Below are 14879 nucleotides of genomic sequence, written 5' to 3'. Positions count from 1 at the left end.
CATTCAATGGATCTTTCACAATGGAAACGCGTTGTAATAAAAGTAGGCAGCGCGCTAATAGCGCCACACCGTAAAGGGTGTAGCAGTCATTACTTGCTCAGTATCGCGCAATTTATTGTGCGCCTAAGAGCCAATGGCGTTCAGGTTGTACTGGTATCATCAGGGTCAGTGGCAGCAGGTTCGCATTTGTTCCCCGAAACGGACAATGTCGATATCGCTTTGAAAAAAGCCATGGCCGCAGCCGGTCAAACTGAAATGATGGCCACGTGGGACAGACTGTTTGACTTCCCAACGGCACAAATTCTATTAACCCATGGTGACCTACGTGACCGTGAGCGTTACGTGAGTATTCGTGAGACAACGTTTACGCTTTTAAATAACGGTGTACTGCCGATTATTAACGAAAACGACACCGTCACCACGGATGACTTAAAAGTGGGCGACAACGATAACTTGTCAGCCATGGTAGCAGCCTCAGCTGATGCTGATGCACTTATCATTTGCTCAGACGTCGACGGATTGTATGACAAAAACCCCAATACCCATGATGATGCGGTATTACTACCTGAAGTCACAACAATTGACAGCCGCATTTTTGCCATGGGCGGCGGCGCAACGAGTGCTGTGGGAACAGGTGGAATGAAAACCAAAATCGAAGCAGCTGAAAAAGCCACTTCTCATGGTATCGACACCTTCATTGTCAATGGATTCAAGGCGACCACCTTCAATACCTTACTTGAGGGCAAAAACCCGGGCACGCACTTTAGGCCTTACGCCAAACCCATGCAGGAAAATGTGCATTGGATGACGCATACCGCGTCAGAACAAGGTGAAGTGGTAGTCGATAACGACTTTGACACCACTTTTGCATTAGAGGGTGAACAACTCACCAGTGATGAGATTGTCGAAGTAAACGGTAATTTCTCAGTGGGAGACACCATTTTATTGAGGAAAGATGACGGGACGCGCATAGCGAAAGCGCGTTCGAACTACAGCAGTTGTTTGTTGAGTTTCATTGCGGACCAGGATGATCGTGAATTTGCCGATGAATTCCAAAATAGAACAGGTCCTATCATCTCGAAAAAGAATATCGCTGTATTGGAGAAACAATAAGCATGATTAAAGAATTAGCACAAAAGGCAGCGAAAGCGGCAAAAGTACTGGCAGTATTAGACGAAAAAACCAAAAACCAAGTTTTACAGGACATGGCGGATGCATTGCGTACTAACGCAGACGTTATATACGCGGCCAATAAGATGGATTTAGCGCAAGCCGAAAAAGACGGCTTAGGCGCCGCTATGATCGACCGCCTCACCTTAAATGAAGAGCGCGTAGAAAGTATGGCCGCAGGCATTGAAACCATCGTCTCTTTACCAGACCCTGCAGGACAAGAGCGGATCATTGGCGAGCGCCCTAACGGCTTGAAAATCAGCAAAATGCGTATTCCACTAGGCGTGGTATGCATGATTTATGAAGCACGTCCGAATGTAACAGCAGACGCAGGCGCTTTGTGTTTTAAATCTGGTAACGGCGTTATTTTACGTGGTGGTAAAGAAGCCCTAGGCAGTAGCAAAGCAATTGCCGCAATTTTACAAGATGTGTTGCAAAAGCACAGCTTACCCGTTGAACTTATCACAGTTGTACCTGATCCTGACCGTGAACTGATGATGGAATTGATGCAGCAAAGTGACTATATCGATGTGATTATTCCGCGCGGTGGTGAAGGTTTAATCCGCCACGTGACCGACAACAGTAAAATACCGGTTATTCAACATTTCAAAGGTGTGTGTCATCTTTACATAGACAAAGACGCAGATTTACAAACTGCCATCGATTTGTTGGTAAACGGTAAGACACATCGCACAGGCGTATGTAATGCACTTGAAGGTCTGATTGTGCACAAAGACATTGCTGAGCAATTCTTACCACTGGCTGCAGCTGCCTTACACAGTAAAGAGGTCAAAATTAACGCAAGCGCGCAAGCAGCAAGCTATTTTGATAACGCCAAGGTCATTCAAGATGATGAGTTCGGTGAAGAATACCTGGATCTCGAAATTGCGGTAGGCATCGTCGATGACTTAGACGCAGCATTTGAACACATAACCCGCTTCGGCAGCCACCACACAGAGGTTATCTGTACTGCTAATGAGATAACGGCCAAGCGTTTTCAGCGCAGTGTTGATGCGTCAGTAGTCATGGTAAATGCATCTTCTCGCTTCTCAGATGGCAGTGAGCTAGGGCTTGGTGCTGAAATAGGCATAGCAACGACTAAGTTACATGCTTATGGGCCAATGGGGCTTGAGTCATTGACGGCTGAGAAATACTTAGTCAGTGGCACTGGTCAAGTTCGCGCCTAAAAACTTCCTTTTCGGTTTAGGAAATAAGCCCCTTGAGTGCCTCACCTGAGGTTGGCTAGGTTCCTGCATTGTCACTCGGTATTCATTGAATTTTGAGTGCCGAGGCATGCTAAACAGCAATCGATTAAGACTATTCAATGGAGTTAACACGCAAGTGTTAACTCCATTTTTGTATGTTTATTTGATAACCCACGTATGGTTTTCATTGAGCGCTGCTCTTAGTGACCACACTCACTTATGGCTTATGCCAACACAAGAGTGACGACCATGAATCAGCTGCAAGACAAAGATCGCGAACTGGCCCCCTTAGAGCGAAAGTTTAATCACTTCATTTGCTCGTTCGAGCAGTTTTTTAAAAGCCAAGCGACTGCCAGTATCACTTTACTGCTAGCCGCTATTGCCGCCATGGTGATTGCTAACTCACAGTGGCATGAAGCCTATGAAGAAATAAGCCATATGGCGTTTAGTATCTCCTTGGGGGATTTCGCCATTAGTCATTCCCTGCATACATGGGTGAATGACGGCTTAATGGTGTTGTTCTTCTTCTTGCTTGGCTTAGAGATCAAGTACGAATGCTTGGTGGGGGATCTAAAAGATTTTCGTGACTCAAGTCTTGTTATCGCCATGGCAATTGGCGGTATGTTACTCCCCGCTGGCATTTACGCCGGGGTTGCGCTAACCGGAGTGGACGAAGCGTTGCGTGGTTGGGGAATACCCATGGCCACTGATACTGCCTTTGCATTGGGCATTCTGGCATTACTTGGCAGTAAAGCACCGCGCTCGGCAGCGGTAACCTTGTCAGCTTTAGCGATTGTAGATGACATGGGCGCAGTAGCCGTCATTGGCTTGTTTTACACTGAAAACATACACCTAACCTCCCTCATGTATGCGGGCCTGACGTTAGGCGGCCTGTTCGCGTTGAATGTACTCGGTTTTCGTCGGCCTATTTTCTACCTCGTTGGGGGCATTCTGCTGTGGTGGTTTGTGTTGCAATCAGGTGTACATGCAACCGCAGCAGGTATTTTGGCTGCGCTAGCTGTCCCTACAAAGCCTTACGCGCAAAGTACTTGGTTCGCTACAAATATGCGTAGTGTATTAAATCGTTTTGAAAAAAATGACCGCAAGGATAAATCCATTCTAGAGCAGCAAGATCAGCATGAATTAGTAGAGCAAGCTCAAGATATTGCCGCCATGACAACCACACCAATACAACGCTGGGGGCATGTGCTAAATCGGCCTGTCAGCTTGATCATTCTGCCCATTTTTGCGTTTATTAACGCAGGGGTGGCACTACCTGATGACCTCAGCAAAATATTCGACTCGGTGGTCTTTATTGGGGTTGCCAGCGCTATGGTACTAGGGAAAGTGATTGGCATTAGTGTGTTTGCTTGGATAGCTGTTAAAAGTGGCTTCTCTCGCTTGCCTAATGGGTTAGCATTTGGACATGTTTTCGCACTGGCATGCTTAGCCGGGGTGGGCTTCACTATGTCATTATTTATTGCATCACTGGGCTTTGCTGGTCATCCTGAATTATTGGCGCAAGCCAAATTGGGTATCTTGGCCGGCTCCGTCATAGCAGCCATAATCGGTACGACTTTATTTCTAATGATAAAGCATAAAGTGCACGAAGAGCCTAAAGACGAGCGGCATAACAAGGCAGGCCTGCCGCAGACTGACCAAGAGTAGTTGATCTTAAAAAAGGTTCTAAACATACTGAGCTTACTGTTATTCGCCTATCAAGGGTTCAACTTTGAGTCAGAACAGCAATGTTAACGCCTTTTTGCGCTTGGTTGTTATATCGACAATGACCAAACTGGCGGATATTCTCATATCCGCTAAAACTACCTTACCTTGGGTGCTCACTAGCATAGGTGCACCGAGTTGGATGATTTCTCTGTTAGTCCCCATTCGAGAATCTGGCTCACTTATTCCCCAGTGGCCGCTAAAGCATCGAATCGAACGCTACGTTAAACGCCAACGCGTATGGCGTGTGGGTGTGCTGGTGCAAGCATTGGCGATACTGGGCATGGTGCCGACAGTGGCGATGTTAGATGCTTTTTACGCTGGCTCCGCTATTCTCATTTTGTTGGTGATACTCAGTCTGGGGCGTGCTCTATGTTCGTTGACCATGAAAGATATGGAGGGCGTGTTAATCGAAAAGGGTCGCCGGGGCAAATTAGTAGGGATAGCCAGCGGAATTTCTGGCTTGTTGTCTTTGCTCAGCGCCGGGGCACTCATTCTAGGTAAAGAGCAGTTTGAACAAGTTTGGTTGCTGTTTATCGTGGGGTTCGCCAGCATATTGTTTATCGCAACGCTACCCTTATCGTTGGCGTTAAACGCTGAGGTCAAGTCAGAAAGTGATCGCGGCGGGGACTCTTTTTTGCAAACCTTGAAGGGGGACGCTGCATTAGTACACTTAATCATTAGCCGTTGTTTATTGCTGCATAGCGCTTTAATAGCCCCATTCTTCGTTAGCATCACCACAAGTCAAGACGATACTTTTCAACTACCGTATTTTATCGCGGCCAGCTCATTAGCCGCGTTTTTATCTTCCTATGTCTGGGGTTCATGGTCAGACAAAAGTGCAGTGCTGACTATACGTATTGCCAGTGTGATATGTGTGGTAGCAGGCGGAGTGTTCTATTTTTGCTACCAGCTGGGTTCGCTTTGGCTCAACGTTGGTTTATTCTTTTTGCTCTCGGTGGGATACGCAGGAGTTAGAACGGCGCGCAAAACCTACTTGCTGGATATTGCCAACGGCGATACCCGCACCCAATATGTTGCGACCGCCAATACGGTTGTCGGTTATGTGTTGCTCGCTTTTGGCGGTTTTTATGCTGTGGTTTACCCGATGATAAATGAACACATTATTGCTTTGATGACAGGCTTTTTGATCCTTGGTCTTGCTCAAAGCTACTGGCTTAAAAAAGAGAAGTAGCGCGAGCGATTTCGCGACTCGCTCAAAGAATGTTTTGCCCTTGCTCTGGATCACGAGCCTGCTTTGCTTGCTCGCGTATGTCATGGGTGTCGCTGCTTAAATCATCTTGATGCTCGATGGGATCGCTATCTTGCTCAATGGCTTCTTTGTTAACGGGCAAAGAGCGTAAGGCTTGAGGTTCATCAGTCAAGCCACTCTCCTGTGATGATATTTGATGAACTGGCACACCTTGAGGGAAGATTATCTCACGCGCATCGTCTGGCATACTGATATTGTTTCTTTCAAATTCGCGCATGATTAAGCGCATTAACATTGAAGACACTTTAAGCAGGCTATATTGCTGAGCATCGATCCAAAAATAGACCTTTAGGTTCACCGTAGATGAGCCTAATTCGTCCACCAATACTTGAGGCTCGGGGTCTTGTAAAATGGTAGGTTGCGAGCTAAGCACCTTTGTGGCCAATTGTTGAGCCTCCAAAATACTGGAGTCATATCCAATACCGATAGTGAACTTGCCTCGCATTTTCGGGTTGGCAGTGAGATTACGTATAATATTTTTATAAATAGTCGCATTGGGAATTTGAATGTGATTACCATCGAAGTCGACTAAAGTCGTCGCCCTTGCTGTTACTTGCTTTACAATCCCTAACTGCCCCTGTACCTCAATGACATCGTCAATTTTAAAGGGCTTTTGCACGCTTAGCAGCAAACTCGAAATAAAGTTCTCCGCGATATCACGAAACGCGAACCCAAGAATTAAGCCCATGACTCCCGTGCCGCTGACAATCGCGATAGCAAATTCACTTAAGCCTGCAAATCTTAAGAATACATACAGACCAAGTAAAATAATTAGCAGGCTGATAGTGCGCCGCGTCACAAGCCTAATCAATTCACTCTGACTTACGTATCCGATAGGCCTTACAAGCAAAGTAGATACGGGCCTCGCGAGGGCATAACAAATAATAAAGAATACCAACCCCAGCGTGAGCATAGGTAACGCCATCACAACGTTGTGCCACAAATGAGTGACATCTGCCCATACATCCAACGGCTGCGTCATTAGAGGCTCTTCAGTTGTATTTTCCTGAGCGAAGACGGCGGGCACGAATATGGCATAGGTCAATAATAATGACATAACAACAACGGCGTTTTTACAAGAGCGAATAATTAAGTGCATATGCCACCTGACAGTTTCTAATGCGCATAGAGCATGAAGTTCGAATTAAGTGTGAGGCAAGATAGGTGCCACGCCGATTTCAGTGTACAAAATAACTAAAGGATATGCCCGTGAGCATTAATCGTGGAGAAACAGCAACCAGCCCAAGTCAAATTCCATTTTCTGGATGGTGGGATATTTTACGTCGTACCGTGAAAAAAATGCTCGATGACAACCTATCTTTGATTGCCGCAGGGGTCGGTTTCTATTTCTTGCTGGCAGTATTTCCATTATTGGTGGCTTTTATATCGATATATGGCTTGCTGGTCTCGCCGGATGAACTGCAACAGCATTTGAACCAACTTATAGGGGTCGTGCCGGACCAAGGTCGGCAAATTATTTCGCAGCAAGTTGAACGCATCATGAGCAAATCAAATACTGCATTAAGTACGAGGGTGGTGTTCAGTACTCTATTTGCGGTGTGGAGTGCGAGTAAGGGCGCCCAAGCGATGGTAACCGCATGCAATATCACCTATGGGCAAAGCCAAAATCGTGGCTTTTTAATGATGCTCGTGATGCGTGTATTATTAACTGCCAGCGCAGTCATGTTACTTGTAGCTGCGCTTTTTACCATTGCGGTGTTGCCCATTTTATTCTCGTATGTGGGCCTGCATCATTACGCCAGCGTACTGGTGCAGTGGCTAACTTGGCCTTTCTTAGCACTGGTATTTAATTTGGCGCTTTCCGCTTTTTATCGCTACGGCCCTCACCGAAGCACCGCTAAGTGGCGCTGGGTCACCCCCGGGTCTTTATTGGCCAGCACATTGTGGGTTGCCTTTTCATTCGCGTTTTCATTCTATCTTGGGCAGTTTGGCCAATACGACAAAATGTATGGCTCTCTTGGCAGTGTAGTGGTCCTGTTAATGTGGTTCTATCTAACGGCCTATATCATTTTACTGGGGGCAGAGTTTAATGCTGCCATGGAGCATCAGACTGAAAAAGACAGTACCCACGGTCATGACAAAGCCCAAGGTAACAGAGGGGCTCATGTTGCGGATACTCGCCCAGATGATTTGAAAGAAAAAGAAGATTAGCGCTATACACAATTTATATTTGCTACTTTTAGAAAGTAGGAACGCTAATTGCCTACTTAATCATTAAGTACACGTTATTTACTTTTAACCACAAGCATATTGATGAAACAGGAGCGTTATTATGGATTTAATAAGAATACTGATTGCTATTTTACTACCACCTCTAGGTGTGTTCCTTCAAGTAGGCCTAGGCGGCGCGTTCTGGTTGAACATACTGTTGACGTTGTTGGGCTACATCCCAGGTATCATTCATGCGGTTTGGATTATCGCTAGACGTTAAACCATCTACATGACCTAAGAAGGCAAGCTGTAAAAATGCCCCTTAGGTGTGTAAATTCTACCCCAATTAATCCTAATCACCCGCGTCCAGCGGGTGAATACTTTGTATCTCGGAGCGGAAAATGGCACATCGTCGGCGTAAAACTGCGATAACCCTAATCAGCTTAGCGGTCATCTTAGTCGCGCTAAGGCTGGTTGCCCCTTACGCAGTGCAAAAAGGGGTAAATTATGCAATCAGGACCACCCCAGGGCTAAGCGGTCAAGTGGGTGACGTGGATATCGCACTCTACCGCGGCGCTTATCAAGTTGAAAATATCGAACTCAATCTAGTGGATGGTGACTTACAAGAGCCATTAATTAGTATTCAGCAACTCGATATTTCTGTGCTTTGGTCTGCGCTGCTTCGCGGCAACATCGTCTCTGAAATGACTTTTCTAAAACCCCAGTTCTACTACGCAGATGATGTACAGCAAGAGGAAAAAATTAATCAAGATGTGCAAAACGAGCAAACTTGGATAACACTAGCAAATCGCCTAGTGCCCTTTTCCATTGACCGGATTGATATTATTGACGGTCGCCTCATGTTTGAGACCATAAGTGCCAAGCGCAAGACCTTGACCGAAATCACGGATGTACATGGCCAAATTACCAACTTAACGAACAGTAAGCAGCGTTCTGGCTCATTGGTAACACACCTCGCGCTAGATGCAGAAATTGCTGGGGTCTGCCCATTAGCGGTTTCGGGCTCTTACGATCCTTACGCGGCCAAGCCGACTTTTAATGTAGATGTGGAAATGCAGCGTTTACCGGTTAAACACATCGACCACCTCATCAGCTTTTATTCACCCTTTGACTTAGAAGCAGGGCAAATTGATTTTGCAATGGAGTTTGCTTCCAAGCAGGGGGATGTTAGCGGCTACGTAAAGGCTGGGGTGTATGATTTATCGGTGTTTGACTGGCAAGAAGACGTAGTTAAAGATGGCGACAACCCATTTCAGTGGTTGTTTGAGGCCGCCACTGGCGGTATCGCTGAGCTGTTTGAGGGCGGTAAGAAAGACCTTATTGCCACTCGTGTGCCTTTAGAGGGCAAGATAGATGATATTCAAACCCCGCTTTGGCCTGCAATAGGGGCTATTATTAAAAATGCATTCATTAAGTCACTTGATATCAAAGTTGATAAAGTTGTGTCTCTACCTGCATCAACAACACAAAAAGATTTACCCAAGCGACTGTTTGCTTACACTACAACCTGAATGTCTAGGTTAAAAACAACCTGGTTCTACTGATAGCCAATGACTAAAACCGAGAGCGAAGATGTTTACAACCTTGATAATTTCAACCAGTTTTTTAGTACTGCTAACGTTCCTGCCACTTTTACCCAGTGATCACTGGATTGTACGCGTCTGGGAATTTCCCAGATTACAAATAGCGGTGTTGCTGATTATTAACCTGCTGGTGATCGGCGGCTTCTATCACCAAAACCTGTCATATATGGCTGGTATGCTGGTGACGAATTTTGTTGCGCTGGCTTATCAAATTCATTGGATTTTGCCCTACACGCCAATTGTGCAACCCATGGTCCCAATGAATGACTCTGCGGATCCGAAGCGCAGTATTAAGATCATTAATTCAAACGTATTAATGACAAATCATGATGCCCCAAAGCTTCTCAAGCTGGTGGATCAAGAAAAGCCACATATCTTAGTCACGCTTGAAACTAATCAGTGGTGGCAAGATGCTTTGTCACCACTACATGATGATTACCCCTATCGGGTGAATTTCCCGCTAGAAAACCTTTACGGCATGCATGTGTTTAGCCGCTTGCCTCTGAGTGACATTAAAACCGCTGAGCGAGTAGAAAAAGGCGTGCCCTCAGTGCACTGCATTGCGACTTTAGAAAGCGGCGAGAAAATACGTTGCCACTTTGTGCATCCAGCACCTCCAAGCCCAACAGAAAATGAAGAAGCCACTGAACGAGACAGAGAGTTACTTGGCCTGGCTAAGGAAATAGCTAGCACCGATAGCGAAACTGCTTTACCAGTGATCGTCAGCGGAGATCTAAACGACGTGGCATGGTCACCCACCACGCAAGCATTTTTGCGCGTAAGTGGTATGTGCGACCCGCGCATTGGTCGAGGGGCCTTCAACACATTTCATGCGCAGCATGTTTTAGCGCGCTGGCCTTTAGACCATGTTTTTCACAGTGACGACTTTGAGCTGGTGAATTTGTCGCGTTTACCAGAAATAGGCTCTGATCACTTTCCGCTGCTGACCGAACTCTGCCTCAAATAAAACCCTCAGAGGCGAGTTCAAGTTCGGAAACTTGTTCCTTTTCGAATTGTAAATATTTCAACTTTTAGTTACATATCAAATGATTTCTTTTTTAACGTCAGTTTAAAAGTGCTTATAAATCAGTTTGTTAAGACTTTTTATTAGTGTGGCACGATTAGCGCATTAACTCATTCGACATTCAGATTCGAATACAGTATTGAATACTAAGGAGATTACTATGTTAGGTTGGGCATTAACGTTTTTAATTATCGCAATCTTAGCTGGTGTAATGGGTTTCGGCGGTATAGCTGGAACGGCTGCAGGAATTGCAAAAATCATTTTCTTTGTATTTCTAGTGCTATTGGTACTATCGTTGGTAGCAAACGCTATTCGCGGTAAAGGCCCTAAAGTCTAGATATACAAAACACATTTACTTATAACTAACGATACGGAGATTCATTATGAACTTACTTAAAAAATTTACTCTTTTAGCCATGGTCTTCAGTTCACTTACTTTGGTGACAGCGTGTAATGACAACAATGCTGAGAATGCAGGTGAGAAAGTCGACGAAATGATGACTGACACAGGCAACGCAATCGAAGATGCGTGTGAAGATGTAAAAGAAGGCGCAGGCGCTGAAGACAACGATTGTTAATCTACTCAGGTAGACGAACAAATTGATTTAATGAAAAGGGGTGCTTGCACCCCTTTTTTAATGCTTATACTAATACAACGACCTCACCAAACGTCACACCTAAATGTGAAGCTCAATTGGCGAAGGCGCGACAGAGGTTGTTCAACCACAGGCTACATCAGCCTAGGAGTGTGCAAAATGTTGATGCAAATCACTATCGTATTTTTAATTATTGCGGTCGGTGCCATCGTTGCTTTGTCGGGTGCCATGAGCGGCGGTTTTCTTACTACGTTTTTTATCGCATTTGGGCTTTTCGTGGTCGTAGCCTTAGGTGCAGCAATGGTCGCAGCAAAAAAGAAAAATACAAACAACCACTAACCGCTGGCGTTTGAGTGTAGCCAGAGCACCCACAGTCGCATGAGTTTTATAACGGTGGCTCTGGTCCGCACTAAGTAATCTCTTATCACAATAGGTACACACTGGATGTCAGTACATATGAACACACGGATCATCACGCTATGGGAAACCATCCGTACCAGCTTTTGGTTTGTGCCATCAATTATGGCGCTTATTGCCATTGGCTTATCCCAGGCAGGCCTCGCTTTCGATCGTTTCGGCGCTGACAGTGAGCTAGATATACTCGCTGATTTTTATCAGACCACTCCCGAATCAGCCCGAGCTTTATTAACCACCATAGCTACTGCCATGATAACGGTCACTAGTATCGCGTTTTCCATCACGGTTGTGGCGCTGACCTTAGCTTCTTCACAGTTCGGCCCTCGGCTTATTCGTAATTTTATGATGGACACGGGTACCCAATGCGTTTTGGGCTTCTTCCTGTCTACGTTTATTTATTGTTTACTGATTATTCAGGCCACCAAGTCTTTTGAGCAACAAGAATTCGTGCCTGGCATCAGCATTCTCACCTCCGTGTTACTCGCAATCGTTGGAGTAGGGGTGTTGATTTATTTCATTCATCACGTAGCTAGCGCAATTCAGGCAGATAACGTCATTGATAACGTCTATCGCGAACTTAACGACATTATTGAACGCTTATTCCCGAAAATTGAAGAGCCAGACGAGGCTGATACGATTGCAGAACAGCGTGTCGATACAGCACCAGATTTCGACCAGATTTACCCTAATAGCCAAGCTATTCGATCGACGAGCAGCGGATATGTACAAACCTTGGACATAGACCAGCTACGAGCCTTGAGTGAAAACAGTGATATGGCGCTGAGCGTACATTACATGCCAGGGGACTTTGTAATGCGAGGCTCTGTGATCGCCATCGCTTATTTTAATGGTGCTACGCTTTCTTGCCAACCTAGCAAGATTACCGAATTGGTGCGTTTAGGCTCTCATCGCACCCCAGTACAGGACGTGGAGTTTGCAATCCGTCAATTGGTTGAGATTGCCGTTCGCGCCTTATCACCCGGTATTAACGACCCGTATTCAGCTGTAACCGTGGTAGACAAGCTTAGCGCTGTGTTGTGCACACTCACCGACAAACCCTTTCCGCCAACTATCTACGAGGACGACCAAGGCATAACTCGACTTCAATGCAAGCCCGTGGCTTTCACTGGGTTGGGTGAAGCGGCGTTTAATCAGATCCGCCAATATTCGAAAGACAGCCTAGCAGTCACCATTCGTTTACTGGAAGGCTTAAGCAGTATTTTGCGTTTTAGCCGGAGCCCCGAGCATAAACAGTTCGTTCGCCAACAGGCCGCTATGATTGAACAAATACAGAGTAGCTCACAATTAGCTGAGCATGACTGGTTGGATATAAAGCGCCGCCTAGATGATATAAAGCGCCACCTAGACAGTGACAGCAGCTAACAGAGTCTTGCAACGATCAGCAAAGCGTAGTGACAGGCAGTCAGTAACGGCTGCAAACAGCGTTGAAAATATTTCACGTTAATCTGCTCTATCTCACTTCCCTTCTTGTTTATTCTATACATATCAACTGGTTACTTTTTGGCATGGTATTCGAATAGGTTAGTTCACATGTTCACCGCGTTGTCTTGCTCAAAGTCAGCGCTCCAACAGAAGGACTGATTTATGAATTCATCAACATTCGCTACGCCAACAATACCGACTCCAGGATTCGGCACATACCGCCTTAAAGGGGATGATGCCAAACTGGCGGTAGAGAACGCGCTTGATGTGGGTTACCGTCATATTGATACCGCACAAGCTTATGAAAATGAAGCTGAAGTGGGTGATGCTATTTCCGCCTCTAAAATCTCTAGAGGTGAGCTCTTCGTCACGACTAAAGTGTGGTTTGATAACCTCAGTGCCGATAAATTTATAACGAGCGTGCAAAATAGTCTGACTCAGCTCAATACCGATTATGTTGACTTACTGCTCATTCACTGGCCGTCACCGGACAACAAGGTATCGATGGCAGAATATCTTAAGGAACTAAAGGCGTGTAAAGAGCGCGGTCTGACGAGACATATCGGTGTGTCCAATTTCACCCAAAGCCAGCTTGATGAAGCCCTGTCGATTTTAGGTAAAGATCATATTCTGACCAATCAAATCGAGGTACATCCTAACTTTCAAAACAAAGAGCTGGTGGCATACTGCCAACGCAACAACATTCAAGTAACCGCATACATGCCCTTAGGTGTGGGTAAAGTGATGGAAAATGACATACTGAATGACATCGCCAGTGCCCACGATACAACACCATCCGCGGTCGCATTAGCGTGGTTAAGTCATAAGAAAATCGTGGCGATCCCTTCATCCACCAATGTGAACCACATGCGTGACAATCTCACGGCTAAGCAAATGATGTTAACTGCCGAAGAAATCGAAAAAATCGATGGCATTGAACCTCAAGAACGTATTGTTGACCCTGATTTCGCACCAGACTGGTAAAGATACCTATTACGTGCTCACGAAAGTCTTAACCTGAGGTTGATTTGTACCAGCCCCTGTAAATCATTAATCGTTCAGCGAAAAATAAAAAACGCCTCTGCCTCTTTTGAGTTAGAGGCGTTTTCATGTGTGTAGTAGGGCCATTTTACGTTTTAATGCTTACTCAACCTTCAACCTTCAACCCTCAAGTGAAATTGGTCAGAAAGTCTCAGTATTATTAAAGAATTATTTACAAGTCTCTGGTAATAAATTTCACGAGTGATGGTGTGAAAATGTGATTGAGATGGAGTAAAGTTATTTGAAATCAACGATTTAATTGGTTGGCATTGAATTAGCATTAATTACTTCGAATCTTAAAAAGGAGATATTTATGAAAAATTCAATCATTTCAGTATTAGTAGCCGCCACACTTGGTACAGCCTCTCTAGCTGCGAATGCAGAGAATACTTGGAAAGATACAGCGGGCGACGCTTGGATTGACGGTAAAGCCGAAACCACATTAATGCTTAATGGCAACCTTGACTCGTTTGACATCAATACAGATGTTAAAAACGGCAAAGTCACCCTAACAGGTAAAGTTGACCGCGAAGTCGACAAAGCGCTAGCGTCAGAGCTCGTTATGTCACTTGATGGTGTAACCGATGTCGATAATCAGTTGACGGTTATTCAAGAGTTAGATGAAGAGCAAGACGGCGAAGTCATGCAGACTCTTAACGATGCGAAAATTGAAACGGTAGTAAAAACCCGTTTAATGTTTGAATCAGAAGTGAGCGGCTTGGAAATTGAAGTCGAATCAAAAATGGGTGAAGTGACCCTTTCTGGCACGGTTGATACAGACGCAGAGCGCCAGTTGGCGATCAAGATTGCTGAGAATACCAACGACGTAAAAACCGTTGTTGATATGCTGAAAACCACAGAGCAAGGCGGCAACGCATAGAACTAGTGTTACAAAGCTAAATAGAACACCCGCTTCGGCGGGTGTTTTTTTGCCTAGAGTTTATGATGGTCTACAAATATTAATTAGCTTTCTTAATATTTGAATCAAAAACTGAGCGGCTTAGAGTTTTTATATAGACACCCATGTTAAACAGCGGCACTTGTGGCGGCGAAGCATGGGGTTACTTGAGGACGTGAATGGCCAGTTTTACAAGGACATCCATGTTAAATTCTTGCAAAATCGTCTTTGTTTTTTTGGCTAGCAAGAATTAACTTACAGCTAAGCACTCCCTCTTTTAACCTGGGTGGCTGGGGACTTTATTGGGAGAT

General features: G+C 45.3%; 15 protein-coding genes. 14 read left to right on the top strand and 1 reads right to left on the bottom strand.

From position 1 onward, the window contains the following. Positions 1-6 precede the first annotated feature (6 nt). From proB to AC0VYA_RS21050, 4 genes are all read left to right on the top strand, one after another. On the top strand, positions 7-1113 hold the full coding sequence (gene proB, locus AC0VYA_RS21065) for a glutamate 5-kinase (protein WP_006991535.1): 1107 nt from the start codon (positions 7-9) through the stop codon (positions 1111-1113). 2 nt (positions 1114-1115) lie between these two features. Next, positions 1116-2357, top strand: coding sequence for a glutamate-5-semialdehyde dehydrogenase (locus AC0VYA_RS21060; protein WP_011576837.1), 1242 nt, complete (start codon positions 1116-1118; stop codon positions 2355-2357). 267 nt (positions 2358-2624) lie between these two features. Beyond that, a complete protein-coding gene (gene nhaA / locus AC0VYA_RS21055; protein WP_473476924.1) occupies positions 2625-4043 on the top strand; it encodes a Na+/H+ antiporter NhaA in 1419 nt (472 codons plus the stop codon). A 118-nt stretch (positions 4044-4161) separates the two neighbouring features. Further along, a complete protein-coding gene (locus AC0VYA_RS21050) occupies positions 4162-5295 on the top strand; it encodes an MFS transporter (protein WP_475491105.1) in 1134 nt (377 codons plus the stop codon). 22 nt (positions 5296-5317) lie between these two features. Here AC0VYA_RS21050 and AC0VYA_RS21045 read toward each other — a convergent pair whose 3' ends face one another. Next, on the bottom strand, positions 5318-6472 hold the full coding sequence (locus AC0VYA_RS21045; RefSeq protein ID WP_475489573.1) for a mechanosensitive ion channel family protein: 1155 nt from the start codon (positions 6470-6472) through the stop codon (positions 5318-5320). A gap of 110 nt (positions 6473-6582) precedes the next feature. Between AC0VYA_RS21045 and AC0VYA_RS21040 the strand changes: the two genes are divergently transcribed. From AC0VYA_RS21040 to AC0VYA_RS20995, 10 genes are all read left to right on the top strand, one after another. After that, on the top strand, positions 6583-7545 hold the full coding sequence (locus AC0VYA_RS21040) for a YihY/virulence factor BrkB family protein (protein ID WP_475489572.1): 963 nt from the start codon (positions 6583-6585) through the stop codon (positions 7543-7545). Between the two features lie 121 nt (positions 7546-7666). Continuing rightward, positions 7667-7825, top strand: a complete 159-nt coding sequence (locus AC0VYA_RS21035; RefSeq protein WP_011576832.1) for a YqaE/Pmp3 family membrane protein — start codon at positions 7667-7669, stop codon at positions 7823-7825. A 121-nt stretch (positions 7826-7946) separates the two neighbouring features. Then, complete coding sequence (locus AC0VYA_RS21030) at positions 7947-9077, top strand: DUF748 domain-containing protein (protein WP_475489571.1); 1131 nt, start codon at positions 7947-7949, stop codon at positions 9075-9077. Between the two features lie 61 nt (positions 9078-9138). Further along, positions 9139-10116, top strand: a complete 978-nt coding sequence (locus AC0VYA_RS21025) for an endonuclease/exonuclease/phosphatase family protein (RefSeq protein WP_475489570.1) — start codon at positions 9139-9141, stop codon at positions 10114-10116. Positions 10117-10333: 217 nt separating this feature from the next. Further along, positions 10334-10510, top strand: a complete 177-nt coding sequence (locus AC0VYA_RS21020) for a DUF1328 domain-containing protein (RefSeq protein ID WP_006991544.1) — start codon at positions 10334-10336, stop codon at positions 10508-10510. A gap of 46 nt (positions 10511-10556) precedes the next feature. Beyond that, positions 10557-10751: a hypothetical protein gene (locus tag AC0VYA_RS21015; protein ID WP_006991545.1), complete on the top strand. Its 195-nt coding sequence runs from the start codon at positions 10557-10559 to the stop codon at positions 10749-10751. Positions 10752-10928: 177 nt separating this feature from the next. Then, positions 10929-11108, top strand: a complete 180-nt coding sequence (locus AC0VYA_RS21010) for a hypothetical protein (protein WP_041714140.1) — start codon at positions 10929-10931, stop codon at positions 11106-11108. A gap of 105 nt (positions 11109-11213) precedes the next feature. Next, positions 11214-12569: a DUF2254 domain-containing protein gene (locus tag AC0VYA_RS21005; RefSeq protein WP_475489569.1), complete on the top strand. Its 1356-nt coding sequence runs from the start codon at positions 11214-11216 to the stop codon at positions 12567-12569. A 222-nt stretch (positions 12570-12791) separates the two neighbouring features. Next, on the top strand, positions 12792-13613 hold the full coding sequence (dkgB, locus tag AC0VYA_RS21000; RefSeq protein ID WP_475489568.1) for a 2,5-didehydrogluconate reductase DkgB: 822 nt from the start codon (positions 12792-12794) through the stop codon (positions 13611-13613). A gap of 370 nt (positions 13614-13983) precedes the next feature. Further along, complete coding sequence (locus AC0VYA_RS20995) at positions 13984-14550, top strand: BON domain-containing protein (RefSeq protein WP_011576827.1); 567 nt, start codon at positions 13984-13986, stop codon at positions 14548-14550. The last annotated feature ends 329 nt before the right edge of the window (positions 14551-14879 follow it).

This window comes from Paraglaciecola sp. QJM3NY_14 (assembly GCF_056173245.1).
Note: the sequence above shows the minus strand (reverse complement) of the source record. Positions and strands in the feature narration are given on the sequence as shown.